The sequence below is a fragment of the Alphaproteobacteria bacterium genome (genome assembly GCA_020638555.1).
Classification (GTDB): domain Bacteria; phylum Pseudomonadota; class Alphaproteobacteria; order Bin95; family Bin95; genus JACKII01.
Genome location: JACKII010000001.1, coordinates 1,019,293 through 1,044,465 on the forward strand (window position 1 = coordinate 1,019,293; position 25,173 = coordinate 1,044,465).

23 protein-coding genes are annotated in these 25,173 nt (G+C 68.9%); 13 read left to right on the forward strand and 10 right to left on the reverse strand.

The window, feature by feature from the left end:
* Nucleotides 1-6: 6 nt before the first annotated feature.
* Genes H6844_04695 through H6844_04705 form a run of 3 tightly spaced genes read left to right on the forward strand, consistent with a single transcriptional unit; the run spans nucleotide 7 to nucleotide 2,398 of the window.
* Nucleotides 7-804 carry an ABC transporter ATP-binding protein gene (locus H6844_04695; GenBank protein ID MCB9928701.1) on the forward strand — a complete coding sequence of 266 codons (798 nt, stop codon included), beginning with the start codon at nucleotides 7-9 and terminating at the stop codon, nucleotides 802-804.
* The gene (locus H6844_04700) at nucleotides 801-1,607 is read left to right on the forward strand and encodes an ABC transporter permease (protein ID MCB9928702.1); all 807 of its coding nucleotides are present in this window, start codon (nucleotides 801-803) and stop codon (nucleotides 1,605-1,607) included. The genes H6844_04695 and H6844_04700 overlap by 4 nt, the downstream gene beginning before the upstream one ends.
* Before the next feature lie 20 nt (nucleotides 1,608-1,627).
* On the forward strand, nucleotides 1,628-2,398 hold the full coding sequence (locus H6844_04705) for a lipid-binding SYLF domain-containing protein (GenBank protein ID MCB9928703.1): 771 nt from the start codon (nucleotides 1,628-1,630) through the stop codon (nucleotides 2,396-2,398).
* Nucleotides 2,399-2,459: 61 nt separating this feature from the next.
* Here H6844_04705 and H6844_04710 read toward each other — a convergent pair whose 3' ends face one another.
* Nucleotides 2,460-3,716: a flavin-dependent oxidoreductase gene (locus H6844_04710; GenBank protein ID MCB9928704.1), complete on the reverse strand. Its 1,257-nt coding sequence runs from the start codon at nucleotides 3,714-3,716 to the stop codon at nucleotides 2,460-2,462.
* 8 nt (nucleotides 3,717-3,724) lie between these two features.
* Entirely contained in the window at nucleotides 3,725-5,275 is a 1,551-nt protein-coding gene (locus tag H6844_04715) for an acetyl-CoA acetyltransferase (protein ID MCB9928705.1), read from the reverse strand.
* A 281-nt stretch (nucleotides 5,276-5,556) separates the two neighbouring features.
* Here H6844_04715 and H6844_04720 point away from each other — a divergent pair, with 281 nt between their 5' ends.
* The 4 genes from H6844_04720 to H6844_04735 all read left to right on the forward strand — a co-directional run bounded on the left by H6844_04720 (nucleotide 5,557) and on the right by H6844_04735 (nucleotide 10,514).
* Nucleotides 5,557-6,753 (forward strand): NnrS family protein, encoded by a 1,197-nt coding sequence (locus H6844_04720; protein ID MCB9928706.1) that lies wholly within the window; start codon nucleotides 5,557-5,559, stop codon nucleotides 6,751-6,753.
* Nucleotides 6,754-6,842: 89 nt separating this feature from the next.
* Nucleotides 6,843-8,084, forward strand: coding sequence for an MFS transporter (locus H6844_04725; protein MCB9928707.1), 1,242 nt, complete (start codon nucleotides 6,843-6,845; stop codon nucleotides 8,082-8,084).
* 118 nt (nucleotides 8,085-8,202) lie between these two features.
* Entirely contained in the window at nucleotides 8,203-9,168 is a 966-nt protein-coding gene (locus H6844_04730) for a glycine reductase (GenBank protein ID MCB9928708.1), read from the forward strand.
* Nucleotides 9,169-9,305: 137 nt separating this feature from the next.
* On the forward strand, nucleotides 9,306-10,514 hold the full coding sequence (locus H6844_04735; protein MCB9928709.1) for a CoA transferase: 1,209 nt from the start codon (nucleotides 9,306-9,308) through the stop codon (nucleotides 10,512-10,514).
* Nucleotides 10,515-10,563: 49 nt separating this feature from the next.
* Here the strand turns inward: H6844_04735 and H6844_04740 are convergent, their stop codons facing one another.
* The 7 genes from H6844_04740 to H6844_04770 all read right to left on the reverse strand — a co-directional run bounded on the left by H6844_04740 (nucleotide 10,564) and on the right by H6844_04770 (nucleotide 17,556).
* Nucleotides 10,564-11,514 (reverse strand): TauD/TfdA family dioxygenase, encoded by a 951-nt coding sequence (locus H6844_04740; GenBank protein MCB9928710.1) that lies wholly within the window; start codon nucleotides 11,512-11,514, stop codon nucleotides 10,564-10,566.
* A 197-nt stretch (nucleotides 11,515-11,711) separates the two neighbouring features.
* Nucleotides 11,712-13,028, reverse strand: a complete 1,317-nt coding sequence (locus tag H6844_04745; GenBank protein ID MCB9928711.1) for a Rieske 2Fe-2S domain-containing protein — start codon at nucleotides 13,026-13,028, stop codon at nucleotides 11,712-11,714.
* A gap of 13 nt (nucleotides 13,029-13,041) precedes the next feature.
* Nucleotides 13,042-13,707, reverse strand: a complete 666-nt coding sequence (locus tag H6844_04750) for a TetR/AcrR family transcriptional regulator (protein ID MCB9928712.1) — start codon at nucleotides 13,705-13,707, stop codon at nucleotides 13,042-13,044.
* Nucleotides 13,708-13,714: 7 nt separating this feature from the next.
* Nucleotides 13,715-14,182 carry a MaoC family dehydratase N-terminal domain-containing protein gene (locus H6844_04755; protein MCB9928713.1) on the reverse strand — a complete coding sequence of 156 codons (468 nt, stop codon included), beginning with the start codon at nucleotides 14,180-14,182 and terminating at the stop codon, nucleotides 13,715-13,717.
* Nucleotides 14,183-14,194: 12 nt separating this feature from the next.
* Nucleotides 14,195-15,349 carry an acyl-CoA/acyl-ACP dehydrogenase gene (locus H6844_04760; protein ID MCB9928714.1) on the reverse strand — a complete coding sequence of 385 codons (1,155 nt, stop codon included), beginning with the start codon at nucleotides 15,347-15,349 and terminating at the stop codon, nucleotides 14,195-14,197.
* Nucleotides 15,346-16,653, reverse strand: a complete 1,308-nt coding sequence (locus H6844_04765) for a CoA transferase (protein ID MCB9928715.1) — start codon at nucleotides 16,651-16,653, stop codon at nucleotides 15,346-15,348. The genes H6844_04760 and H6844_04765 overlap by 4 nt, the downstream gene beginning before the upstream one ends.
* A 156-nt stretch (nucleotides 16,654-16,809) precedes the next feature.
* Complete coding sequence (locus tag H6844_04770; protein ID MCB9928716.1) at nucleotides 16,810-17,556, reverse strand: EthD domain-containing protein; 747 nt, start codon at nucleotides 17,554-17,556, stop codon at nucleotides 16,810-16,812.
* A 158-nt stretch (nucleotides 17,557-17,714) separates the two neighbouring features.
* On the opposite strand from H6844_04770, the gene H6844_04775 reads away from it, so the two are divergent.
* The gene (locus H6844_04775) at nucleotides 17,715-18,518 is read left to right on the forward strand and encodes an alpha/beta fold hydrolase (protein ID MCB9928717.1); all 804 of its coding nucleotides are present in this window, start codon (nucleotides 17,715-17,717) and stop codon (nucleotides 18,516-18,518) included.
* 16 nt (nucleotides 18,519-18,534) lie between these two features.
* On the opposite strand, the gene H6844_04780 is transcribed toward H6844_04775, so the two are convergent.
* Nucleotides 18,535-19,155, reverse strand: a complete 621-nt coding sequence (locus H6844_04780; GenBank protein MCB9928718.1) for a TetR/AcrR family transcriptional regulator — start codon at nucleotides 19,153-19,155, stop codon at nucleotides 18,535-18,537.
* Between the two features lie 148 nt (nucleotides 19,156-19,303).
* Between H6844_04780 and H6844_04785 the strand changes: the two genes are divergently transcribed.
* The 5 genes from H6844_04785 (at nucleotide 19,304) to sucD (ending at nucleotide 25,160) form a co-directional block, all read left to right on the forward strand.
* Nucleotides 19,304-20,644 carry a Gfo/Idh/MocA family oxidoreductase gene (locus H6844_04785; protein ID MCB9928719.1) on the forward strand — a complete coding sequence of 447 codons (1,341 nt, stop codon included), beginning with the start codon at nucleotides 19,304-19,306 and terminating at the stop codon, nucleotides 20,642-20,644.
* 19 nt (nucleotides 20,645-20,663) lie between these two features.
* Entirely contained in the window at nucleotides 20,664-21,821 is a 1,158-nt protein-coding gene (locus H6844_04790) for a cell division protein ZapE (GenBank protein MCB9928720.1), read from the forward strand.
* Between the two features lie 195 nt (nucleotides 21,822-22,016).
* A complete protein-coding gene (gene mdh, locus H6844_04795; GenBank protein ID MCB9928721.1) occupies nucleotides 22,017-22,982 on the forward strand; it encodes a malate dehydrogenase in 966 nt (321 codons plus the stop codon).
* Nucleotides 22,983-23,108: 126 nt separating this feature from the next.
* Nucleotides 23,109-24,281 carry an ADP-forming succinate--CoA ligase subunit beta gene (gene sucC / locus H6844_04800; GenBank protein ID MCB9928722.1) on the forward strand — a complete coding sequence of 391 codons (1,173 nt, stop codon included), beginning with the start codon at nucleotides 23,109-23,111 and terminating at the stop codon, nucleotides 24,279-24,281.
* A gap of 3 nt (nucleotides 24,282-24,284) precedes the next feature.
* Nucleotides 24,285-25,160, forward strand: coding sequence for a succinate--CoA ligase subunit alpha (gene sucD / locus H6844_04805; protein ID MCB9928723.1), 876 nt, complete (start codon nucleotides 24,285-24,287; stop codon nucleotides 25,158-25,160).
* Nucleotides 25,161-25,173: the final 13 nt, after the last annotated feature.

Consider the following 25,173-nt stretch of genomic DNA (forward strand, 5'->3'; position numbering starts at 1 on the left):
CCAGTCATGACCTCTGCAAGCCACCAAGCGCCGATTTTCGCCGAAAGGCTAACCAAGCATTTCGGCGCCGTCCGGGCCGTGGACGGCGTTTCCTTCGCCATCGGTGCCGGCCAGGTGGTGGGGTTGCTGGGCGGCAACGGCGCCGGCAAGACCACAACCATCGCGATGCTGCTGGGCCTGTTATTGCCGAGCGGCGGCCTGGCGCAGGTGCTGGGCCACGACATGGCGCGCCGGCGCTACAAAGCCCTGCCGGCGGTCAATTTCTCGTCGCCCTATGCGGAACTGCCCGGGCGACTGACCGTATGGGAGAATCTGCGCGTCTATGCCGGCCTTTACGGCGTGCCGCGCCCGCGCCAGCGCATTCGCGACCTGGCGGTGGAACTGGACCTGGCCGGCCTGATGCACCGCCGCACCAGCACGCTGTCGGCCGGGCAGAAATCGCGCCTGTCGCTGGCCAAGGCCTTGTTGAACCGGCCGAAAGTCCTGTTCCTGGACGAGCCGACCGCCTCGCTGGACCCGGACACGGCCGACTGGATCCGCGGCTATCTGGAGGACTATCAGCGCCAGACCGGCGCCGCCATCCTGCTGGCCTCGCACAACATGCCGGAGGTGGAGCGGCTCTGCGATCGCGTGCTGATGATGAGCGCCGGCCGCATCGTCGCGGAGGGGGCGCCGGCCGACCTGATCCGCCGCTACGGCCGGCGCGACCTGGAGGAGGTGTTCCTCGCCATTGCCCGGGGAGCCCGTGGCGCCGGCGCGCCCGTGGTCGCGGATGGGGCCGCGGAAGGGGGGATCGTGTCATGATCGGCCCCATCCGCAGCCTGGGGCGGATCCAGGCGCTGTTGCTGCGGCACTTCTATATCTACCGCGGCTCGTGGATCCGGCTGATCGAACTGGCCTACTGGCCGGTGATGCAAATCCTGCTCTGGGGGCTGATCACCAAGTTTTTCATCCAGCATTCCGACTGGCTGTTGCAGGCCTCGGGCGCGCTGATCGCCGGCGTGCTGCTGTGGGACACCCTGTTTCGCGGCCAGCTGGGCGTGTCGGTCTCGTTTCTGGAGGAGCTGTGGTCGCGCAATCTGGGGCAGTTGTTTTGCAGCCCGCTGCGGCCGTGGGAATTGCTGGCGGGGCTGATGACGGTCAGCCTGGTGCGCACCCTGGCCGGCATGCTGCCGGCGGCGGGCGTGGCCATTCTGCTCTATCACTATTCCGTGTTCGATCTGGGGCTGGCGCTGGTCGCCTTCTTTGCCAATCTGATGGTGTTCAGTTGGGCCGTGGCGGTGGCCGTTTGCGCGCTGCTGCTGCGCTACGGCCTGGGAGCGGAAACCATCGCTTGGGTGTCGATCTATGCCATCGCGCCGTTGAGTGCGGTTTATTACCCGGTCTCGGTTTTGCCCGAATCGGTGCAGTGGATTGCGTGGGCTCTGCCCACCGCCTACGTGTTCGAAGGGATGCGCGCGGTGATGATCGAAGGCGCGTTCCGGTTCGATCTGTTCTGGAGCGCGGTTGCGCTGAACGGCGTCTATCTTGCCGGCGCACTGGCGCTGTTTCTGTATGCCTTCCGGATCGCCCGCCATCGCGGGCTGTTGTTGCAATCGGCCGACTAGGGCCGTCGAGGAGCTGAACCATGGTGACGCGGATCGCCCGCTTTCTGACCCTGTTGCTGCTGGTGGGAAGCCTGGCGCCGATGGCGCGGGCCGCCGACCTGATCACCCAGCGCGAGTTGCTGTCGGACGCGCAATTCGCCCTGGAGCGCATCGCGGACTCGCCGAAAATGGCGGATGCGCGGGCGCTGGCCCAGCACGCCCAGGCGATCATGATCTTTCCGAACCTGCTGAAGGGCGCGTTTTTCGTCGGCGGCGAGGGCGGCAGCGGCGTGTTGCTGGCGCGCAAGCCGGACGGCAGCTGGTCCTACCCCGCCTTCTACACCCTGGGCTCGGTGAGTTTCGGGCTCCAGATCGGCGGACAGTCGTCGGCGGCCGTGCTGTTGATCATGAACCGGGATGCGTTGCGGGCGATCATGGCCGACCAGGTCAAGCTGGGCGGCGATCTGAGCGCGGCGGTCGGCCCCGTCGGAACCGGCATCGAAGCGTCGAGTTCCACCGAGGTCGGCACGGACATCTACACCTATTCCACCACCAAGGGCCTGTTCCTGGGCGCGTCGCTGGAAGGCGCGGTGCTGGCGCGGCGCGAGGACTGGAACGCCGAGGTCTACAATGGCGAGACACGGCCGGAGCAAATCGTTCTCTACGGCAATTTCTCGAACCCGATTGCCGACTCGCTGCGCGCAGAGGTGGCCGCGATTGGCTCGCCGGCACCGGCCCAACCCGTCCAGCCGCAACAGGTTCAGCCGCAACAGGTCCAGCCGCAACCCGTCCAGCCGCAAACGACGCAGTAGCGCCCGCCCGGTTTGAGCGCCCGCCTGACGTGAGCGCCCGCGCGGTGGTGCGCGGGCGCCGTCAGCGCCGCACCGACCAGCTTTCGCGCGTGTTCAGCGTATCTTTGTCGAAGCCCGCCAGCGCCTTGTAGCGCTCGGCCGTCGCTGCCAGTTCGGCGGGCGACACGATGGCGGCAAGGTCGTCGAAGCCGTCCGGTGCGCGCTCGTGCACCATTTCCATCGCCTGTTCCGGCCCGTTCTCGCGGTTGGCGAGCACGATGGCCGCCGTCGCCGGCCGACGCTCGGCATCGTAGGCCCGCAGGGCGGCGTCCGGGTCGGGCTGCCGGACCAGGTGCCAGGCGAGCCGGCGGGCGTCGAGGATCGCCTGACTCGCCCCGTTCGAGCCGATCGGATACATGGGATGGGCGGCGTCGCCCAGCAGCGTGACGCGGCCGAAACTCCAGGCCGCGACCGGGTCGCGGTCGACCATCGGGTATTCGAACACCTCCGCCGCGCCGCGGATGATGTCCGGCACTTTGAGCCAGCCGAAATCCCAGTCCTCGAACGCCGGCAGGAAATCGGCGAGGTTGGCGCGGCGGTTCCAGTCCTCGCGCCGCCAGGTCTGGCGGTCGGTGAACTTGATCTCGGCGATCCAGTTGATCAGGGCCTCGCCCCGCTCTTCCGCCTGGCGCGAGATCGGGTAGCAGACGAATTTCTGCGCCTGGTGCCCGGCCATGACCATGCTGCGCCCGGTCAGATAGGGCTGGGCCAGGGTGGTAGCGCGCCAGAGCACGTTGCCGTTCCAGATCGGCGCGCCTTCGTCCGGATAGAAATGCCGGCGCACGGTGGAATGGATGCCGTCGCAGGCGACCAGCAGATCGCCCTCGGCCGTGACCGTCGCGCCGTCGGCGCGGGCGAAGCGGGCGGTCACGGTGTCGCCCGACTGGTCGAACCCGGTCAGGCGGTGGTCGGTCAGGATGGCGTCGGCGCCGAGCCGCGCCCGCGCCTCCGCCAGCAGGGCCATCTGCAATTCGCCGCGATGGATCGAGAATTGCGGCCAGCGATAGCCGGCGGCCGTGCCCCGCGGCTCCTGCCAGATCTGCTGGCCGTGGCGGTTGGCGTAGATCAGCTCCGCCGTGGGGATGGCCGTGGCGGCGAGACGGTCGGCGAGGCCAAGCTCGGTCAGCTCCCGCACCGCATGGGGCAGCACGTTGATGCCGACCCCCAGCGGTTGCAGGTCCGGCACGGCCTCGTACACCCGGCAGGAAATCCCGGCGGCGTGCAGGCTGAGCGCCGTGGTCAGCCCGCCAATGCCGCCGCCGACGATGAGCGCGTGCATGGCGGACCTCAGGACGGGGTGAAGATGTTGATGCCGTCCTGGCTCGCGACGCGGCCCTTGGCGCCCAGATGGTCCTTGACCTCCATTTCCGCCAGCAGGGCCGGGTCGGCCGGCGTGTTGGCGATGAAGCGCGAGCCGTCGTCGAGGCGGCCGAACAGCAGGCCGAAGCTGGGCCCCTTGCGGTCGTGCACGACGGTGTAGGTCTCGATCTCCGCCGCGCCCTCGGCGAATTCGGTGACCTTCGGGCCTTTGGCGGCGTCGATTTCGGCCTGGTAGGTCTTGGGGTCTTTCGGCGCGAACGGCCGGGCCGGCGGCTCGGTCGAATAGATGCCGACCGCCTGCTTGGTCACATAGTTGCCGTTCGCCGTCACCATGCCCTTGGCGCCCGGCTGCGAGCGGACCTTGTTCATCATCTCGGCGATGGAGTGGGTGACGTAGTTGTTGCCGGGGCCGCCGAAATAGGGCAGGCCGCCGGTGACGGTCAGGCCGCGCGGGTCGTCCTCGGCAATGCCCTGTTCGGCGCAGCAGATCTCGACGGCGCTGGGGAAGCAGGAATAGAGGTCGAGAAAGGCCATGTCGTCGGCGGTGCACTCCGCCATTTCGAACGCCTCGCGCGCGGCGATGCGCATGGCCGGGCTGGTGTAATAGTTGATCCGCTCCGACAGGAACCAGTGGTCGTAGGTATCGGCGCAGCCGTGCAGATAGACCCACTTCTCCCGCGGCACGCCCAGCTTCTTGGCCATGGCGACGGAGGTCAGGATCACCGCCGCCGACTGGTCGATGAAGGCGTTGGCGTTCATCAGCTTCGGATAGGGGAAGCCGATATAGGGGTTTTTCTCGTTCACGGTGGCGAGTTGTTTGGCGGTGAAGCCGTCGCGCCGGTCGGCCAGCGGGTTGTCTGCCGCGACCCGGGCAAAGCCCTCGAACAGCTTGCCCATGGCCAGCATGTGCTCTTCGATGGTGCGGCCGCGGGCGCCGCGGATGGCGTTTTCGATCATCGGATAGGCGAAGATGGCGCCGGCCATGCGGTGGCGGTCTTCCATGTCGTTCCAGCCGCGGGTGGAGACGCCCCAGGTCTCGGGCTCGCCGCCGGGGTCCTCGTTCCAGTCCAGGTTCAGGCCGGCGCGCTGGGCCGCCTTCTGCGTCGCCAGCGCCTCGCCGCCGCAGACCAGCGCGGCCTGCACCTCGCCGCGGGTGATCATCTCGCTGAAGCGGCTGACCAGCCATTGCGGCATGTTTCCGCCCGGATGGGTGTAGAGCTTGCGGGCGATCTGGTCGGCGCCGAGGCGGGCGGCGAGCGATTTCGGCGGGTGTTTCGAGCCGCCGAAGGGCGAGGCGAAGCGCCAGCTCGTGTCCGAGAACGAGCGCAGCAGCGCCATGGTGTCCAGCGCCTCCAGCAGTTTCTGGCCGGGGCCGGCGTCGTTGGCGGCCTCGCGGCAGGCGGCGGCGGTCAGGTCGAGCGGCGACAGCGCCTTGGCCGGGTCCGGCTCGCGCTGGGTGACCTGGCCGCAGCCGACGAGAATGGGGGTGCGGGCGTCGTCCTGGGCGGTGGAGGGCATGGGGCGGATCCTCGTGATCGAACGGGTCAGGGTTGGCGGCAGCTTACCGGGGCCGTGGCGCCGCGGCTAGAGACCGCCGGCGCGCCGACGCCGCGTCGATGCCGCGTCGATGCCCCGTGCCGGCGCCGGGGACCGGTGCGCCCCGCGGGCGGCCGCGTCGGGTGTGTTGTCGCAGCACCGGCTTCCGGGCGCTTTTGCGGGCGGTTCGCATTGGAGCCGCCACGGTTCGGGCGTAGGCTGGGCCGACATTGCGAACCGATTGCAACCGGGGAGACGATCCGATGGCGTCCACGGCAGACCAGATGCGGGCATGGCGGGGGCCGGCCCTGCTGACCTTCGGCTTCCGCCCGTTCTTTTTGGGCGCGGCGCTCTGGGCGGCGCTGGCCATGGTGCTGTGGCTCGGCATGCTGGCGGGGCATGTGACCCTGCCGACCCGGTTCGACCCGATCTCCTGGCATGCGCACGAATTCCTGTTCGGCTATCTGGGCGCGGTCATGGCCGGGTTCCTGCTGACAGCGGTGCCGAACTGGACCGGGCGGCTGCCGGTGGTCGGCTGGCCGCTGACCGTCCTGGTGCTGCTCTGGCTGGCCGGGCGGGGCGCGGTGATGGTGAGCGGCCTGCTGGGGCCGATCCCGACCGCGGCCATCGACCTGGCGTTTCCGGTCGTGCTGGCGGGCGTGATCGCGCGCGAGATCGTGCGCGGGCGCAACTGGCGCAATCTGGCGGTGCTGGCGCTGTTCGCGGTGTTCGTCGCCGGCAATGCGGTGTTCCATGCGGAGGCCGCGGCGGACCGGTTTGCGGCGCAGGGGTTCGGCATGCGCATCGGCATCGCTGGCGCGGTGCTGATGATCGCCTTTATCGGCGGCCGCATCGTGCCTTCCTTCACCCGCAACTGGCTGGTGCGCCGCGAGGCCGGGCGCCTGCCGGCGCCGCCGATGCGCGGCTATGACAAGCTCGCCCTGGCCGGATTGGCGCTGGCGCTCGTCGCCTGGATCGCGGCGCCGGAGAGCGTGCCGGCCGGCGTGTTGCTGCTGGCGGCCGGCGGCCTGCATGCCCTGCGTTTGGTGCGCTGGAGCGGCGATCGCACCGGCGCCGAGCCGCTGGTCTGGGTGCTGCACGCCGCCTATGCCTTCGTGGCGCTGGGGGCGCTGGCGCTCGGCGTGGCCGCGCTCTGGCCCGATGGGCTGGCCCCCGCCGCGGCACTGCATCTCTGGATGGCCGGCGCCATCGGCCTGATGACGCTGGCGGTGATGACGCGGGCGACCCTCGGCCATACCGGGCAGGCGCTGACCGCCGGGGCGGGAACCACCCTGGTCTATGGCCTGATGATCGCGGCCGCGCTGGTCCGTCTGGCCGCCGGACTGGTGCCGGAGGCGGCGTCGGACCTCTATCTGGCGTCCGGCCTGCTCTGGATCGGGGCCTTTGCCGGGTTCGCCCTGCTCTATGGCCCGTTGCTGCTGCGCGAACGCCAGGGCTGAGGCCGGCACGGCCGGGACGGGATGCGGCGCTTGTTGGCTCCGGACGGGGGCGATACGCTGTCGTACCGCGAACCCGGTGAGAGTTTGGCATGAGGGTCAAGGACCTTTGGCGCGTCGGCGGCCTTGCGCTGACGCTCGGTTTTCTGACGCTGTTCATCGGCGGTGGCGCCCGTCACGGCATCGGTCTGGTGCTGAAGCCGATGGCGGAGTCGCTGGACTGGGACCGCACGCTGCTGGGGGCGGTGATCGCGGTGTTCATGGTGACCACGGCCTTCACCATGGTGCTGGTCGGGCGCCTGGCCGACCGGTATGCGCCCGCCTGGATCCTGGCCGGCGGCTGTCTGGTGAGTGCGGCGGGCATCGGCCTGATGGCGCTGACCGAGCACGCCTGGCAGGCCCTTCTGCTGTATGGCGTGGTGTTCGCCGTCGGCAATGGCGCGATCTCGATCACGCCGGTGGGCGTGATGCTGACCCGGCGGTTCGGCGCGCGGGCCGGGCTCGCCAACAGCATCGCCATTTCCGGCATGGGGGTCGGGCAGTTGCTGATCCTCTCCGGCCTGTCGGTCGTGCTGGTCGAGGCCGGCTGGCGCGAGGTGTTTCTGTGGCTGGGGCTGCTGAACCTGGTGACGGCGCCCGTGTTGCTGATCGGGCTGCTGCGTGACCGCGCCGGCGGGACGGCCTGCTCCGACAGCCCTGGCAGCCCTGGCAGCCCTGACGGCCCTGGCGGCCGGGCGGCGCCGGGCGATGGCGCGACGGTGCGGCAGGCGGCGGGGACGGGCGGTTTCTGGGCGCTGATGGCCTTTTATGCGGTCTGCGGCTTCCAGGATTTCTTCGTGTCCTCGCACGTGGTGGCCTTCGCGCTCGATCAGGGGGTGGCGCCGTTGCTGGCCGGCAATCTGCTGGCCTTCATGGGGCTGGCGGGCCTGGTGGGCGTGCTGACGGCCGGGGCGTGGTCCGACCGGTCCGGGCCGGCCTGGCCGGCCTTTGCGAGCTTCATCGTCCGCAACGCCCTGTTCCTGCTGGTGCTGGTCGACCGGTCGCCGGCGGCGATCGCCGTGTTTGCGCTGGGCTATGGCCTGACCTTCTGGGTGACGGCACCCCTGACGGTGATTTTCGTGCGCGACCGGTTCGGCGGGCGCAATCTCGGCACGATTTCCGGCATGGTGACCATGACCCATCACATTGCCGGCGGCCTCGGTGCGCTGATCGGGGCGATGGTGTTCGATGCGGAAGGGGACTACCGGGCCGCGTTCGCGCTGATGCTGGCGCTGTCGCTGGTGGCCAGTGCCATCACCTGGCGGCTGGCCCGGCTTCCGAAGACGCGCCACTGAATCGCGGTTGGCCCGGCGGCGCCGCTATTCTATGATTGGGTCGATCTTCGGGTGAGCGCGATGGCAGGGCAATTGCGCCCTGCGGCGTTCGCTCCCCGGCAACGGCGAAAGGTAGCCCATGAGCGATCAATCGCAGACGGACGCCGCGCTCGGCTTTGCGCCCGAGCACGATGCGCCCGTCCCGTATATGAAACGATTGCGGGATTATTATCTCGCACTCGGTTATGGCAATCCGTACCGGTGGGCCCAATACCGGGACGTTCCCTTCACGAAGCTGGCCAAGCCGCTGAACCAGACCAAGGTGGGTCTGGTGGTGACCGCGGCGCCCTATCAGGCCGACAAGGGCGACCAGGGCCCGGGCGCGGCCTACAACGCCTCGGCGAAATTCTATCGGGTCTACACCGACTCGATCGAGGGCGAGCCGGACGTGCGCATCTCGCACATCGGCTATGACCGCAAATACACCACCGCCGCCGACATCAACAGCTACTTCCCGCTGAAGGCGCTGAAGCAGGCAGAGGCGGACGGGCGGATCGGCGAGCTGTCGAAGCGTTTCGTCGGCACCCCCACCAACCGCAGCCAGGTGGTGACGATCGAGCAGGATTGCCGGGACGTGCTGGCCGCGCTGCGGGCGGACGGTGTCGAAGCGGCCGTGATCGTTGCTGTTTGACCGGTGTGCCACCAGACCGTGAGTCTGACCGCACGCTATCTCGAATCGCACGGCATCCCGACCGTCATCATGGGTTGCGCCAAGGACATCGTCGAGCAGGCGGGCGTGCCGCGCTTCCTGTTCAGCGACTTCCCGCTGGGCAATCCGGCCGGCAAGCCCCACGACGCCGACTCCCAGCGCGAGACGCTGGCCATGGCGCTGGACCTGCTGGAATCCGCCACCGGCCCGCGCACCACGCGGCAGTCGCCCCAGCACTGGAACGACGACGCCGAATGGAAGCTGGATTTCCAGAATATCGACCGCATCCCGGCCGAGGAGATCGCCCGTCGCCGGGCGGAATTCGACGAGGTCAAGCGCGTCGCCAAGGAACGCCGCGAACAGGACGGCAGCGGCAAGGCGACCGCAGCGGAATGAGGGGGTGGGGACGGCCGCGCGCCGTCCCCGGCCTCCATTGCGTTTATCGACGTTTCGGTGAGCCCCGGCCTCGTGCCGGGGTCTTGCCGTGACGCCCCATTCCCGGCGGGCCATGCCGCGCCGACAGGACAGGAAACATGAGCGAAAATCTGCCCCTTTCCGGCATTCGGGTTCTCGACATCGGCACGCTGATCGCCGGCCCGTTCGGCGCCACCATGCTGGGCGACTTCGGCGCCGAGGTGATCAAGGTCGAGCAGCCGGGCCGCGGCGACGCGCTGCGCGGCTCGCCGGTGAACGGCAAGGCCAACCGGTCCGGCAACTGGCTGGTCGAGGGGCGGAACAAGAAGTCCGTCACCCTGAATCTGCGCGTGCCGGAAGGGCAGGCGGTGCTGAAAGAGCTGATCGGCCACGCCGACGTGCTGATGGAGAATTTCACCCCCGGCACGCTGGAAAAATGGGGGCTCGGCTGGGACGTGGTGCACGCGCTCAACCCGCGCCTGATCATGACGCGCGTCTCCGGCTATGGGCAGGTGGGGCCGTATGCCAAGCGGTCCGGCTATGACCGCATCGCTCTCGGCTTTTCGGGCTATATGTACCCGACCGGCTTTCCGGACCGGTTTCCGGTGCGCCCGGCGTTTGCGACCGCGGACTACAACACCGGCACGTTTGCCGCGCTGGCGACCATGTTCGCGCTCTACCATCGCGATGCGCCCGGCGGCAGCGGCGAGGGCCAGCTGATCGACCTGGGCCTGTATGAGGCGCCGTTCCGCATCACCGCGGACATGATGACCATGTACGCCCGCAACGGCGAAATCCGCGAGCGCATCGGCAACCGCAATCCGGGCTTCACGCCGGCCGGCACGTTCGAGACCAAGGACGGCCGCTATGTGCAGATCGCCGCCGGCGGCGATGCGGTCTGGGCCCGTCTGGCCAAGGCCATGGGGCGCGCCGAAATGGCGGAGGATCCGCGCTACAAGACCATCGCCGAGCGCATGACCCGCGCCGACGAGATGGAGCAGATGCTGGCCGAATGGGTCGCCACCATGGACTTCAACGAAATCGAGTCCCTGCTGGTGGGCGCCAATGTGCCGTTCGGCGGCATCTACACCGCCGCCGACATCGCCAGCGACCCGCATTACGCGGCGCGGGACAATATCGCCCGCGTGCCGGATGCGGAACTGGGCGAGGTGGTGATGCCCGGCGTGGTGCCGCGCATGGAGGGCACGCCCGGCCGTATCACGCACCCCGGCGAGGAGATCGGCGCCCACACCGACGAAATCTATGGCGGCCTGCTCGGCAAGTCCGCCGAAGACCTGGCAGCACTGCGCGAAGCCGGGGTCATCTGACCCCGGCCGTCTTGAGGCAGGAAACCTTGCCGCTGGCCGCGGCCGGGCCTCAGGCGGCGCGGCGGGCCAGTTCCTGGGCGGCCGAAAGGATCGGGTCGCCCTCCAGGCCGGTGGAGGGGCGGCCGTCCACGCCCACCGGCACCTCGCCCACCAGGGTGATGCGGTAGAGCTGGCGGTCGTAGTCGGACTCGAAAATGTCGGTCGGCGCCAGGTGCGAGGTCGACCGGTTGTCCCAGAAGGCGATGTCGCCGGCATTCCACTTGAAGCGCACGGTGTATTCCGGCCGCACCACATGCTCCCAGAGCAGGTGCAGCAACTGCTCGCTTTCGCGCGGCGTCAGGCCGACGACGGATTTGAGGAAGGATGGGCTGACGAACAGCAGCTTCTCGCCGCTTTCTGGATGCACCGTCACCAGCGGATGTTCGCTCACCAGCACGCGCTTGCGCACGCTGTCGTCATAGGCGGCCTTGCCCGAGGTCGCCTCGAAGCGGTGGATGGCGCGCAGGCTCTCGACGAAGCCCTGCATCGGCGCCGACAGGCCGGCATAGGCGGCGGCGAGATTGGTCCAGAACGTGTCGCCGCCATAGGGCGGGATGGTGACGCCGCGCAGGATCGAGGCCATGGGCGGGTTCACGGCGGCGGTGATGTCCGTGTGCCAGCCGGACCAGGGGGTCACCTTTTTCTGCTCGCGATTGCTGTTGGCGGTGCGGTTCTTGGCGACCGAGTAGACTTCGGGATAGCCGTCCACATGGCCGAAGACCGCGTGGCCGATGGTGCATTCGCCGAATTGCCGCGCCATGGCGACATGCTGGGCATGGTCCAGGTCCTGGCCGCGGAAGAAGACCACCTTCCAATCCACCAGGGCCTGGCGGATTTCCTTCAGCGTTTCCTTTGCCACCGGCTGTTTGAAGTCGACGCCCTCGATTTCCGCGCCGATGTGCAGGGTTTGCGGGCGCACCCGGATTGTGCGGTAGGAGCTGGGATCGGCGGCGGCGCGCATGGTGGCGTTGGACATGGCGGTTTCCTCTTTGGGTTCGGTCCCCGGGCGGCATGCGAAGCGTGCCAGCTTCGGGGCCGAAGGCGGTCAAGCCACCAGCGTAGGCGATCGCCGGGCGAAGAGACAGGCGAATCTTTCGCGCCCGGGCCTTGCGCGCAGGCGCCCGGGCCTTGCCCGCACGCGACCGACGCCTTGGCGCCTCAGAGGTCGTAGCCGAAGTCGGCGCCGAGGCGGGCGGTCATCGGTCCGGCCGCGGCCTCCGCCCAGTCGGTGCCGGCGGGCAGGTGCATGGAGACAGCGCGGACCATGAAGGTTTCGGGTCGGGTCGCGCCCGGTGGCAGCGTGCCGGTCTCGCGATGGGCGCGGACGGCATCCAGCAACAGCCGGCGGGTCTGGACGATGCCGGCGTCCGAAGCGCAGAGATGCTCCTGCGTGCGGTCGTAGATCGGCATGGTGCCGGCCTGGCAGGCGGCATCCTGCACCCAGAGCCCCGGCACGCCGGAAAACCAGTGGTCCTGCTGGCTTTGGTAGTCGAAGCCGAAGCCGTTGTCGGGCCGGTATTTGGTGCGGAAGTCGCCATAGGGCACGGTCGGCGGCTGCGGCTCGTAGACCTGGCGGCTGGCATGGCCGGTCTCGCGGCCCTTGTGGCCGTTCGCCAGCACCTCGCGCATGCGCGGGTAAAGCTCGCCCACGGGCGTGTAGGAGAACATCAGGCAGAGCGTGTTTTCGTCATCCATCGGCACCCACGCATGGCCGGAGAGTTCCGGGAATTTCGACTGTGGCGGCACCAGGGTCCAGAACGGCGCCAGGAACTGGTTGACGCGCCAGTAATGGGTCCGCTCGTCGACGACGCGGCGGGCGGCGATGCGGACGCCGGCCTCGGTGCGCTGGCACTCGAATTTCGGGCGCAGGTCCTGGGCAGCGATCCACTGGTTGATCGCGCCCTGGCCGTCGATGCGGCCGTGCAGGATCGGCGCGTGCGCGGAATCGATCTCGCCTTCCAGCGCCTGGAGCCAGTTGCATTCCTGCACCCGGAACGAGACGAACACGTTTTCGGCCGGCACCAGGTTGAACTCGATCTCCGGCAGCGGCGGCGGTGCGGTTTCGGGCCCCAGATAGGCCCAGAGCACGCCGCCCCGTTCCCGGCAGGGATAGGCCCGCAGGCGCACGCTCTTGTACATCAGGCTGTCGTCGTCGACCGCCGGCATGTCGAGCGCCCGGCCGTTCACGTCGAACTTCCAGCCGTGATAGACGCAGCGCAGGCCGCATTCCTCGTTGCGGCCGAACATCATCGGCGCGCCGCGGTGCGGGCAGGCATTGGCGACCAGGCCGGGCCGCCCGTCGCTGTCGCGGAAGGCGACCAGATCCTCGCCCAGCAGCTTGACGCGCTTCGGCTGGCCGTCCGGCGCGAGGCCCTCCGTGGGGTAGAACGGGATCCAGAACAGGCGCATCCAGTCGCCCATGGGCGTGCCGGGGCCGACGCGGGTCAGGGTCTCGTTGTCCTGGGCGTTCAACATGCGCGGTGTCTCCTCAAAAAGGGCCGAGGTCGGCGGCGGCGGTGGCGCCGGCGGGGGTGAGCAGGCCGTGGGCCAGCAGGTCGAACGAGGCGCGGACATAGGCGTGCACGTCGTGGCTGCGGTCGAAGCGCCAGGATTGCAGCGCCCAGGCATGGGCCATGGAGGCCAGTTGCGAACAGACCAGGTCCACGTCGAGGGCGCGGACCAATCCCCGTTCCTGGCAGGCGCGGACACAGCCCGCCAGGAGCGCGTGAATCTCGCGTTCGCGTCGCAGCACCGGCTTGCGGCGTTCCGGGTCCAGCGAACGGAACGAGCGATAGGCGAGGATGGTCGCTTCCTTGTTGGCGTCGACCACGCCGCAATAGGCGGCAAAGGCGGCATAGAGGCGGGCGAGCGGTTCCGGCTCGCGGGCGGCCGCGGCGGCGACCTCGCGGTGGTACTGGTCCAACCGCTCCAGCAGGGTGAGGAGGAGCACGTCCTCCTTGTTGCGGAAATACTGGTAGATCAGGCCGGGGCTGATGCCGGCCTCCTGGGCGATGTCCTTGATGGTGACGGTGTAATAGCCGCGCGCGCCGAACAGCTTGATCGCGGCGGCGATGATCTGGCCGCGGCGCCGGTCGACCAGATCCGGGTTCTCGACCTGGGCGGTGACGAGGTCGTGGCGGCTGTCGGGGCTCATGGCGGGGTCAGGCATCCGGCCGGCAGCGATAGAGGCTGGACGATTTCATCGTGTGCACCGCCTCGCCGCGCTGGTTGCGGATTTCGCGGTGGAAGACGACGATGCCCCGCTTGCCGTCGCTGGTCAGGCGCTTTTCGACCGGCGTGTTGATGACTTCCAGCGTGTCGCCATGCTTCACCGGCTTGTGGATGCGCCAGTCGTCCGTGCCCATCATGGCGATGATGGTGCCGTCGTTGACGCCGCTCTGGCACATCAGGCCGCCGGCGATGGCGAGGACCAGCGGGCCGTGGGCGATGGGCTCGCCATAGGGTTGCTCCTTGCAGAATTCGTGGTCCACATGCGGCGCGTTGAAGTCGCCGGAAAGGCAGGCGAAGTTGACGATGTCGGTGGACGTCACCGTGCGCCGGGGCGTGCGGTACGGCTTGCCGATCTCGAAATCCTCGAAATAGAGGCCGCGCGGCTGTCGCGGTTGCATGGCGGTTCTCCCTTAGAGGCCCATCCGGCTGGCGATGACATTGCGCTGGATTTCGCTGGTGCCGCCGCCGATCGGGCCGACTCGGGCGTCGCGGAACAGCATCTGCATGTCCGGGTCGACGATATAGCCGGCGCCGGCCATGATCTGCATGGCCATGTCCGCCACCTTCCAGTTGACCTCGGTCGCATAGGCCTTGGCGACGGCGTTTTCCAGGATCGGGTCGAGGCCGGCGTCCAGCATCTCCGCCACGCGGAAGGTCTGGGCGCGGGCGGTCTGGTACATCATCTGCATCTCGGCGAATTTGTGGCTGACCGCCTGGAACTTGCCGATGGGCCGGCCGAATTGCTGCCGCTCGCGGGCATAGGCGAGGGCGTGCTCCAGGATGCGCAGCGTGTTGCCGACGCCGTTGGCGGCCAGGTTCAGCCGCTCGACGTTCAGGCATTTCATCAGGCCGTGCCAGCCGTCGTTCTCGGTGCCGATCAGCCGGTCGGCCGGCAGGCGCACGCCGTCGAAAAAGCAGTGGTTCGCCTCGGTCGTGTGCCGGCCGAGGGCCGAGAGGCGGTTGACGGTGACGCCGGGCAGGGTGGTGTCGACCAGGAACAGGCTGATGCCGTCATAGCCGCGGCCGGGCTTGGTCTTGGCGACCACGACCAGATTGTGGGCCACGTGCGCGGCGCTGTTGTAGATTTTCTGGCCCGACAGCACATAGGCGTCGCCGTCGCGCCGGGCGAAGCATTCGATGCCGGCGACGTCGGAGCCGTGGTCCGGCTCGGAGAGGCAAAGGGCCAAGCGCATGTCGCCGGCCATGATGGGCGGCAGGATCTCCCGCCGCATCGCTTCGGAGCCGTGCAGGGCGATGTGCATGCCGGCATAGATGCAGGTGATGCCCCAGGCCTGGGCGATGCCGCCATAATGGTAGGCCAGCGCCTCGCCCAGCACGGCCAGGTCTTTGAACGAGCCGCCGAGGCCGCCGTCGGCCTTGGGATAGACGATGCCGTTGACGCCCAACTCGGCCAGCGCCCGGCAGGCCTCATAGGGGTATTCGCCGGCCCGGTCCAGCTCGCGGATTTTCTCCGGCGGCAGCACTCGGGCGAGCGTGCCGAGCACGCTCTCGCGCAGCAGTTTCTGCTCGTCTGTGAAGCCGTGGGTCAGATGCGGGTCGGTCATCGGTCGGTCTCCGCCAGGCGGATCGCGCCGGCCTCGGCAATGTGGATCACGCCGGCCTCGGCAATGTGGATCACGCCGGCCTCGGCGAGGGCGGCGATGCGCGACGTGTCGTAGCCGAGCAGGCGGGTCAGCACCGCGGCGGTGTGTTGGCCGAGCAGCGGTGCTGCGACCGGGTCGGCCACCGGCGTCGCGCGGAACTGGAAGGGCGGCGCGATGTTCGGCACGCTGCCGCCGTCCGGGAAGGGAATGGCGGTGGCACGGCCGCGCTCCCGGATCTCGCCGGCCGCATAGACCTCGTCCAGCGCCCGCACCTCGCCGGCCGGCACGCCGGCCTCCAGCATTTTGGCGAGCAGGTCCGCCCGCGGTTGGGCGGCGAACAGGGGGCGGATGATCGCCGCCAGCTTGTCCTTGTTGGCGGCGCGGGTGCGACCCTCGGCGAAGTCCGGATGCTCGGCGAGGTCGGGGCGGCCCAGCACGCTGCGGACCAGGCGCTGAAAGGTGCGGTCGTTGGCGCAGGTGATGTAGAACGGCCCGTCCGCCGCCTCGAACACGTCGGTCGGCGCGCTGTCCTTGCTGGAATTGCCGAAGCGCTCGGGCACCTGGCCGCTCATCAGATAGAGCATGGCGTGGAAGCCGCTCATCTGCACCGCGGTGTCGAACAGCGACACCTCGCAATACTGGCCCTGCCCCAGGCGCTCCCGCGCCATCAGCGCGGCCAACACGGTGTTGCAGGCCATCATGGCGGTGCTGTTGTCCATGATCGAGGGGCCGGCGCGCAGCGGGTCGCCGTCGGCCTGGCCGGTCAGGCTCATAAAGCCGCTTTCCGCCTGGGCGATGGGATCGAAGCCGAGCCGGCCGGCATAGGGGCCGGAACGGCCATAGGCGGAGACGGCGCAATAGACCAGGCGCGGGTTCGCCGCCGCCAGCGCCGCGTAGCCGAGGCCGAAACGGTCCATGACGCCGGCGGAGAAGTTCTCGATCACCACGTCGGCGGTCGCGGCCAGATCGCGGGCGATCTGCTGGCCCTCCGGCCGGGTCAGGTCGAGGGCGACGCTCTGTTTGTTGCGGTTGCACCAGACGAAGGCCGGCCCCATGTCGGCCCGCTGCGGGCCGAAGCGGCGGAAATCGTCGCCGCCGGCGATTTTCTCGATCTTGACGATCTCCGCCCCCAGATCGCCCAGCAGCATGGTGGCGAGCGGCCCGGCGATGAAATGGGTGAAATCCAGCACGCGGATGCCGTCCAGGGCCTTGGGCGCGTCTGCCGCGCGCGGCGGGTGGGGCGGCAGGAGGGGCGCTTCGGGCATGGGCGTTTCTCTTGCGACTGTTATTGAATGAATGTTCATTCAATTTTGCGCCGCGCCCAAACAGGAGTCAACCGCCTGCGGTCGGCGGCGACCGGGAGGGATGGACCGGAGCGGGCGCGCTCCTGGGCCTGCGGGACTGCTATGCCTCTGGGGTTGCTATGCCTGTGGGGCCTCGATACCGACCATTTCGGTGCCGCAGCGGAAGCGGAGCGTGTTTTCGGCGTCGGCCCATTGCTGAAAGCCATCCGGTTGCAGCGTCCGCCAGAACGCGGCCTGGGCGGCGGTGTCCGGGAAATACAGTTCCGCCATGCCCGCATAGGGGGCCTGTTCGGGCGCGAGGCTGAGGCTCACCGCATAGCGGAAGCCGCCGACCTTGCGCATGGTCTCCAGCACGTTCGGCGCGTGCACGTCCAGCCAGTGGTCGAACAGGGCGGCGACGTCCGCCCCCGGTTTCGCCGGCACCAGCGAGACCTGCTTGACGAAGCCGCTGCGGGTGCAGGGGAAGGGCGGGTTCAGGGTCAGCGGCTCCAGCGGCAGCCTGCCGTCGAGCACCACCCATTCGCGCGTCGCCCAGGGCCAGTAGGGCTCGGCCTTCTGCTGAAAACTGTCCGCCGGCACGGTGCCGCTGGCCTGGGCCGGGCGCGGCGGTTCGGTTTCGAACCAGAGCTGCGCGACACCATCCCAGGCCGGCGGCGCGGCGCCGTCGGGGTCGAACAGGCTCGCCACATAGCGGGTGGCATGCAACCGGCCTTCGGCGCGGCTCTGTTCGTTGCGGGCGATGACGCTGGGCATGTGGTTGGCGAACCAGTGGGCGATCAGCTCCTCGCGGCTGGGGCCGGGGCGGCGCTTGATCAGATACTGCATTTTGACGCCCGGGGTCTGGGGCGGTCGGTCCTTGGGCATTCGTTCGGGTCTCCCATGCAGGCGGTCGGGCATTCGAAGCCGTCTATCATGGCCAGGATGGCGCGTTCGCGGGCGCACGGAAAGCGGGTTATGGACAGGAGAAGCCCGGCGCGCTCGAATCCATGGGCTTTGCCGGCTCTTCCGAACGGGACCATTGCATGCCCACAATCTCCACCCCTGGCGGTGCCATCGCCTATTCCCGCAGCGGTCGGGGAACACCGCTGGTTTTGCTGTTGCCGCAGAGTGCCGGGCCGGTGGGAGTGGCGCCGTTCGCCCAGGGCCTGGCCTCGGGCTTTGCCGTGATCCGCTACGACCAGCGCGGCACCGGCCAGAGCCCGCCGCCGAGCGACCCGGAGGCCGTGTCCATGGCCGACCGCGGCCAAGAGGTGGCGGACCTGCTGGCGGCGCTGGGGATCGCGCGGGCGCATCTGGTCTGCCATTCCACCGGCTGCGGCATCGGCCTCGCCTTCGCGTCCGCCCATCCGGAGCGGGTGGAGCGCCTCGCGCTGATTGCGCCCTGGAGCCATGGCGACGCCTTTCTGACCGACATGCAGACCCTGCGCATTGCCGCCGCGGCGGAACTGAGCGCGCAGACCTATGCCCGGTTCAATGCCAGCCTGCTGTTTCCGCCGGACTATCGGCGCGAGCACGCGGCCGGGTTCGCGCAACTGGCGGCCGAGGCGCCGCCGCCGGACGTGGCGCAGTTCAGCCGGCGGCTGCACGCGATCCTGGCGTTTGACGGCCGTCCGCTGTTGCCGGGAATCGGCCGGCCGGCGCTGGTCGTCTCGGCCGACGACGACCCGCTGATGCCGGCCTGGTTCGGGCGGGAGATCGCGGCGGGGCTTCCCGACGCCCGCTATGTGGAGCTGCGCGGCGGCGGGCACATGCTGCCGGAAACCCGGACAAGCGATCTGCTGGCGCTCCTGGTGCCGTTCCTGCACGGCGCGGATACGGCGCGCTGAGGGGCAGGGATGCCGCTCAATCTTCGGGGATGAGGCCCAGGCCGCGGAGATAGACCAGCAGGCCGGATTCCAGCAGGTCGGCAGCGCTGATCGGCGCGCGCCTGGGCGGGCGGTCGCCGAACAGCTCGGCGACGCCGTGGCAGAGCGCCCAGAGATGGTAGGTCATCATATGCACCGGCGGCCGGTTCGCCACCGGGCGGGTCGCGGCCAGGGCCTGGCAGGCGCCCTGCAACACGGCGAAGGCGCGGTCGGCGGCGGATTTGACCGCCGGGTCCTCCGGCACGCCGGACTGGAACATGGCCTGGAACAGCGGCCGTTCCTCCCGCGCAAAGGCCAGATAGGCCAGGCCGACGGCCTCCAGCGCCGCCAGCGGGCTGGGCGCACCCCGGTTCCAGGCGCGTTCCAGCCGGTCGGCGAAGCGTTCGAAGCCATAGCGCGCCACCTCCGCGATCAGGGCGTCGCGGTCGGCGAAATGGCGATAGGGCGCAGCCGGCGACACGCCGGCGGCCCTGGCGGCCTCGGCGAAGGTGAAGCCTTGCAGCCCCTTGTCGGCAATCAGTCCGATGGCTGCGAACAGCAGCGCCTCGCGCAGATTGCCGTGATGATAGCCGCGCTTGGCACGGTCCCGCTGGTCCATGGCGAAGACTTAGCCGGGGGCCGCCATGGCGGCAAGGCTGGCCGCGCGGCGGCTGGCCGTCGCCCGCCTGCCGGCGAAGGGGGTTGTTTGCGCCCGCGCTTGGCCTTAGGACCGCGGGCGGACATTCTTGTGCCGGAAAGACCATGCCATGAACCTCTCCCGACTCCTCGCCGCGCGCGCCGAGGCCGGCCAGCCCTTGCGGGCCGGCCTGATCGGCGCCGGCAAGTTCGGCTCCATGTTCCTGTCGCAGGCGCGGCGGACGCCCGGCCTGCAGGTGATGGCCGTGGCGGACCTGGACGCGGACCGGGCCCGGGCCGCGCTGGCGGGCGTGCACTGGCCGGCGGAGCAGTATGCGGCGCAGAGCTTCGAGGAGGCGCGCGTCTCCGGCGGCTGCCATGTGACCGAGGATGCGATGGCGATGATCGCCGCCCCCGGTCTGGACGTGGTGATCGACGCCACCGGCAGCCCGTCCGCCGGCATCCGCCACGCGCAGGAGGCGTTCCGGCAGGGCCGGCACATGGTCATGGTCAATGTGGAGGCGGACGTGCTGGCCGGCCCGTTGCTGGCGCGGATGGCGCGGCAGGCGGGCGTGGTCTACAGCCTGGCCTATGGCGACCAGCCGGCGCTGATCGCCGAGCAGGTGGATTGGGCGCGGGCCTGCGGCCTGGAGGTGGTGGCCGCCGGCAAGGGCACCCGCTACCAGCCGCGCTACCACCAGTCGACCCCGGCAACGGTCTGGGATCACTATGGTCTGTCGGCAAACGAGGCGGTGGCGGGCGGCCTGAACCCGCAGATGTTCAACAGCTTCCTGGACGGCACCAAGTCCGGCATCGAGATGGCGGCGGTGGCCAATGCCTGCGGCCTGAACGCGCCGAAGGACGGGCTCGCCTTTCCGGCGGTGGGCTTCAACCGGTTCGCGCAGGACCTGATCCCCCGCGCCGACGGCGGCCTGCTCGACGGCCGCGGCATGGTCGAGGTGGTGGCGAGCGAGGACCGGGACGGCCAGCCGCTGCCCGACGACCTGCGCTGGGGCGTCTATGTCGTGTTCGACGGCGAAACCGACTATGTGAAGGACTGTTTCCGCCAGTACGGCGTGCTGACCGATGCCGGCGGGCGTTATGCGGCGCTGTGGCGGCCCTATCACCTGATCGGGCTGGAACTGGGCATTTCGGTCGCCAGCGTCGGCCTGCGCGGCGAGCCGACCGGCTGCCCGGAGGCGTTCCGCGCCGACGTGGTGGCAACCGCCAAGTTCGACCTGAAGGCCGGGCAGCGGCTGGACGGCGAGGGCGGCTATACGGTCTGGGGCAAGCTGATGCCGGCGGCGGATTCGCTGCGGCTCGGCGGCCTGCCCATCGGCCTCGCCCATGGCGTGACGCTGAAGCGCGACGTGGCAGAGGGCGAGGCGCTCGGCTGGGACGATGTGGTCTATGACGCGGCCGACCCGACCATTGCCTTCCGCCGGCAGATGGAAGCGGCTTTTGGCGGCTGACGGGGCGATGACGATGCCGATGACGGACGCTGGGGCCGCCGGCCCGGTCGCGGGGCTGAAGGCCCTGGTGGCCCGCGGGGACTTGCGGCCGGATCCGTTGCAACGGGCGGCGGCGGAACGGCTACAGGGGCTGTACGAGGACTTGCGGGGCTACCGACCGGCGCCGCCACCGCCGGAGCGCAAGGGGTTGCTGGGCCGGCTGGGCTTCGGCGGCGGGAGGCGCGAGGCGCCGCCGCCCGTTCCGAGCGGGCTCTATCTGTTCGGGCCGGTCGGCCGCGGCAAGTCCATGCTGATGGACCTGTTCTTCGACACCGCGCCGGTGCAGCCGAAACGCCGGGTCCACTTCCACGCCTTCATGCAGGAGGTGCAGGAGCGCGTGCACGCCCGCCGCCAGAGCGGGGCCGAGGGCGACCCGATCCCGGACATCGCCCGCGACGTGGCCGAGCAGGCGACGCTGCTGTGCTTCGACGAGTTCCAGGTGGAGAACATCGCCGACGCCATGATCCTGGGGCGGCTGTTCCAGGCCCTGTTCGACCGCGGCGTGGTGGTGGTCGCCACCTCGAATGTGGAGCCGCAGAATCTTTACAAGGACGGCTTGCAGCGCGAGCGGTTTTTGCCGTTCATCGCCCTGATCCAGGAGCGGCTGTCGGTGTTCGAACTGGAGTCGGAAACCGACTACCGGCTCGACCGGCTGAAGGGCCGGCCCACCTATCACACCCCCCTGGACGAGGCGGCGACGGAGGCGCTGGACCGGGCCTTCCGCGACCTGACTGACGATGCGCCGCCGCATGCGGAGACGCTGAAGGTGCGGGGGCGCAAGCTGACGGCGCCGGTGACGGCGAAAGGCGTGGCGCGGTTCACGTTCGAGGATTTGTGCGCGCGGCCGCTGGGCGCGGCGGATTATCTGGCGATTGCGGCGCGGTTCCACACCGTCATTCTGGACGGCATCCCGGTCCTGCCGCCGGAAAAGCGGAACGAGGCCAAGCGGTTCGTCACCCTGATCGACGCGCTTTACGAGGCCAAGACCAACCTGATCTGCTCCGCCGCGGCCCTGCCCCAGGCGCTGAACCCGGAAGGCGAGACGTCGTTCGCCTTCCAGCGCACCGTGTCGCGCTTGATGGAGATGCAGGCGGACGACTATATCGCGGCGCGGCGCCCGACCGAGGCGCCGGCCTGACGGGCAGGCGCCACCCTTATCCTCCGCTTTTGTGGGACAAGCGATACGGCGAGGCGGCGACGCTCCCGCCAATCGCAGGGCAGACGTGAACCTTTGTAGGGTTGCTCCGTACTGCCGTTGGGCGTAGGAACGCGGCCAACGGCGCGCCCGTTATCGCGGGCTGCGACCAAACATTCTATGGTCGAAGGAAATCCCATGGCTCGGAACAAGATTGCGCTGATCGGCGGCGGCAATATTGGCGGCACGCTGGCTCACCTGGTCGGTCTGAAGGAACTGGGCGATGTCGTCATGTTCGACATCGTCGAGGGCCTGCCGCAGGGCAAGACCCTGGATATCGCCCAGAGCAGCCCGGTGGAGGGCTTCGACGCCTCCGTGACCGGCACCAACGACTATGCCGACCTCAAGGGCGCGGACGTGGTCATCGTCACCGCCGGCGTGGCGCGCAAGCCGGGCATGAGCCGCGACGACCTGATCGGCATCAACACCAAGGTCATGGGCTCGGTCGGCGAGGGCATCAAGAAGAACTGCCCGGACGCCTTCGTCATCTGCATCACCAACCCGCTGGACGCCATGGTCGGCATCCTGCAGCAGGCGAGCGGCCTGCCGACGAACAAGGTGGTGGGCATGGCCGGCGTGCTGGACAGCGCCCGCTTCCGCCTGTTCCTGGCCGAGGAATTCAACGTCTCGATCGAGGACGTCAACGCCTTCGTGCTCGGCGGGCATGGCGACACCATGGTGCCGCTGATCAACTATTCGACCGTTGCCGGCATTCCGGTGCCGGAGCTGATCAAGATGGGCTGGTCGACGCAGGAAAAGATCGACGCCATCGTCCAGCGCACCCGCGACGGCGGGGCGGAGATCGTCGGCCTGCTCAAGACCGGCTCGGCCTTCTATGCGCCGGCCTCGTCCGCGATCCAGATGGCCGAGGCCTATCTGAAGGACAAGCGCCGCCTGCTGCCCTGCGCCGCCTATCTGGACGGCGAATACGGCGTGAAGGGCCTCTATGTCGGCGTGCCGGTCATCATCGGCAAGAACGGCGTGGAAAAGGTTGTCGAGGTGCCGCTGGCCGGCGCCGACAAGGCCGCATTCGACCACTCGGTGGCTGCGGTTACCGAATTGTCAGGTCTTGCGGTCAAGCTGCGCGATGAGGCGGGCGCCTGACACCGGCGCACCCGTCATCGTGCCGTTCGCCTCGGGTCGGGGCGCCGCCTGCCGGCGGTGCCCGCGGCCGGGGCGGTTGTGTGAGGCTCATTAGGTGTTTCTGACCCGAGGGAACCGAACGACGCGATGAATATTCACGAGTATCAAGCCAAGCAATTACTGGCGAAGTACGGCGTTGCCGTACCGAAGGGCGGCGTGGCCTTCACGCCCGACGAGGCGGTCGCCGCCGCCAACGACCTGGGCGGGCCGGTCTGGGTGGTCAAGGCCCAGATCCATGCCGGCGGCCGCGGCAAGGGCGGCGGCGTCAAGGTGGTCAAGTCCGTGGACGCGGTTCGGGCCGAGGCGGACCGGATGCTGGGCATGACCCTGGTCACGCACCAGACCGGGCCGGAGGGCAAGGAGGTCGGCCGCATCTATGTCGAGGACGGCTGCGACATTGCCCGCGAACTGTATCTCTCGCTGCTGGTCGACCGCGGCAACAAGCGGATCAACGTGATCGCCTCCACCGAAGGCGGCATGGATATCGAGGAAGTGGCGGCGAACACGCCGGAGAAAATCCTCACGCTCGCCATCGACCCGGTGACCGGGCTGATGCCGCACCACTGCAACCGCATCGCCTTCGGCCTGGGCTTGCAGGGCGACCAGATCAAAAGCGCGGCGAAATTCCTGACCGGGATGTACAAGGCCTTCACCGAGCTGGACGCCAGCATGGTGGAGATCAACCCGCTGGTGGTGACCGGCGGCGGCGAGGTGATGGCGCTGGACGCCAAGATGAACTTCGACGACAACGCGCTGTTCCGCCATGCCGACATCGCCGCGCTCCGCGACGAGACGGAAGAAAACCCGCTGGAACTGGAAGCCAACAAGTACGCCCTCAACTATGTGGCGCTGGACGGCACCATCGGCTGCATGGTGAACGGCGCCGGCCTCGCCATGGCGACCATGGACATCATCAAGCTCTACGGCAAGGAGCCGGCGAACTTTCTGGATGTCGGCGGCGGCGCCAACGAGGAGACCGTGGCGGCGGCGTTCAAGATCATCCTGTCCGACCCGAAGGTCGAGGCGATCCTGATCAACATTTTCGGCGGCATCGCCCGTTGCGACGTGATCGCCGAAGGCGTGGTCGCGGCGGCCAAGGGCCTGTCGCTCGACGTGCCCCTGGTGGTGCGCCTGGAGGGCACCAATGTCGAGAAGGGCAAGGAGATCCTGAAGAATTCCGGCCTGGCGATCATCGCCGCCGACAATCTGGCGGATGCGGCCGAAAAGGTCGTGGCCGCAGCCAACGAAAAGGCGGCGTGAACCATGGGCGTGCTGATCAACAAGGATACCAAGGTCATCTGCCAGGGCTTCACCGGCCGGCAGGGCACCTTCCATTCCGAGCAGGCCATCGCCTATGGCACCCGCATGGTCGGCGGCACCTCGCCGGGCAAGGGCGGCTCCACCCATCTGGGTCTGCCGGTGTTCAACACCGTGCAGGACGCGCAGGACAAGGTGGGCGTCGATGCCAGCGTCATCTATGTGCCGCCGCCGTTCGCCGCCGACAGCATTCTGGAGGCGATCGACGCGGAAGTCCCGCTGATCATCTGCATCACCGAGGGCATTCCCGTGCTCGACATGGTCAAGGTGAAGCGGTCGCTCGACGGCTCCAAATCGCGCCTGATCGGCCCGAACTGCCCGGGTGTGATCACCGTCGGCGCGTGCAAGATCGGCATCATGCCGGGCCATATTCACAAAAAGGGCAAGATCGGCGTTGTTTCCCGCTCGGGCACGCTTACTTATGAGGCCGTCGGCCAGACCACCGCGGTGGGGTTGGGTCAGACTTCGTGCGTGGGTATTGGCGGCGATCCGGTGAACGGAACCAATTTCATCGATTGCCTGAAAATGTTCCACGAGGATCCGGAAACCGAAGGCATCATCATGATCGGTGAGATCGGCGGGTCGGCGGAAGAAGATGCCGCGGCCTTCTATGCCAGCCTGCCGAACAAGAAGCCCATGGTCGGCTTCATCGCCGGTGCGACGGCGCCTCCGGGCAAGCGCATGGGCCATGCCGGGGCGATCATCGCCGGCGGCAAGGGCACGGCGGCGGCCAAGTTCGCGGCGTTCCGCGATGCGGGCATCGCGGTGAGCGAGTCGCCGGCCGCGCTGGGCAGCACCATGTTGAAGGTGATGAACGGTTAACCTTGCAAAGGAC

Coding starts and splice junctions, on each gene's coding strand:
- H6844_04760 (MCB9928714.1), bottom strand. CDS start 15,349: ATGACCGACCCGCATCTGACCCACGGCTTCACAGACGAGCAGAAACTG.
- H6844_04790 (MCB9928720.1), top strand. CDS start 20,664: ATGACGGACGCTGGGGCCGCCGGCCCGGTCGCGGGGCTGAAGGCCCTG.
- H6844_04745 (MCB9928711.1), bottom strand. CDS start 13,028: ATGTTGAACGCCCAGGACAACGAGACCCTGACCCGCGTCGGCCCCGGC.
- H6844_04720 (MCB9928706.1), top strand. CDS start 5,557: ATGGCGTCCACGGCAGACCAGATGCGGGCATGGCGGGGGCCGGCCCTG.
- H6844_04725 (MCB9928707.1), top strand. CDS start 6,843: ATGAGGGTCAAGGACCTTTGGCGCGTCGGCGGCCTTGCGCTGACGCTC.
- sucC (MCB9928722.1), top strand. CDS start 23,109: ATGAATATTCACGAGTATCAAGCCAAGCAATTACTGGCGAAGTACGGC.
- mdh (MCB9928721.1), top strand. CDS start 22,017: ATGGCTCGGAACAAGATTGCGCTGATCGGCGGCGGCAATATTGGCGGC.
- H6844_04770 (MCB9928716.1), bottom strand. CDS start 17,556: ATGCCCAAGGACCGACCGCCCCAGACCCCGGGCGTCAAAATGCAGTAT.
- H6844_04695 (MCB9928701.1), top strand. CDS start 7: ATGACCTCTGCAAGCCACCAAGCGCCGATTTTCGCCGAAAGGCTAACC.
- H6844_04705 (MCB9928703.1), top strand. CDS start 1,628: ATGGTGACGCGGATCGCCCGCTTTCTGACCCTGTTGCTGCTGGTGGGA.
- H6844_04755 (MCB9928713.1), bottom strand. CDS start 14,182: ATGCAACCGCGACAGCCGCGCGGCCTCTATTTCGAGGATTTCGAGATC.
- H6844_04715 (MCB9928705.1), bottom strand. CDS start 5,275: ATGCCCTCCACCGCCCAGGACGACGCCCGCACCCCCATTCTCGTCGGC.
- H6844_04785 (MCB9928719.1), top strand. CDS start 19,304: ATGAACCTCTCCCGACTCCTCGCCGCGCGCGCCGAGGCCGGCCAGCCC.
- sucD (MCB9928723.1), top strand. CDS start 24,285: ATGGGCGTGCTGATCAACAAGGATACCAAGGTCATCTGCCAGGGCTTC.
- H6844_04735 (MCB9928709.1), top strand. CDS start 9,306: ATGAGCGAAAATCTGCCCCTTTCCGGCATTCGGGTTCTCGACATCGGC.
- H6844_04780 (MCB9928718.1), bottom strand. CDS start 19,155: ATGGACCAGCGGGACCGTGCCAAGCGCGGCTATCATCACGGCAATCTG.
- H6844_04765 (MCB9928715.1), bottom strand. CDS start 16,653: ATGCCCGAAGCGCCCCTCCTGCCGCCCCACCCGCCGCGCGCGGCAGAC.
- H6844_04775 (MCB9928717.1), top strand. CDS start 17,715: ATGCCCACAATCTCCACCCCTGGCGGTGCCATCGCCTATTCCCGCAGC.
- H6844_04700 (MCB9928702.1), top strand. CDS start 801: ATGATCGGCCCCATCCGCAGCCTGGGGCGGATCCAGGCGCTGTTGCTG.
- H6844_04710 (MCB9928704.1), bottom strand. CDS start 3,716: ATGCACGCGCTCATCGTCGGCGGCGGCATTGGCGGGCTGACCACGGCG.
- H6844_04740 (MCB9928710.1), bottom strand. CDS start 11,514: ATGCGCGCCGCCGCCGATCCCAGCTCCTACCGCACAATCCGGGTGCGC.
- H6844_04750 (MCB9928712.1), bottom strand. CDS start 13,707: ATGAGCCCCGACAGCCGCCACGACCTCGTCACCGCCCAGGTCGAGAAC.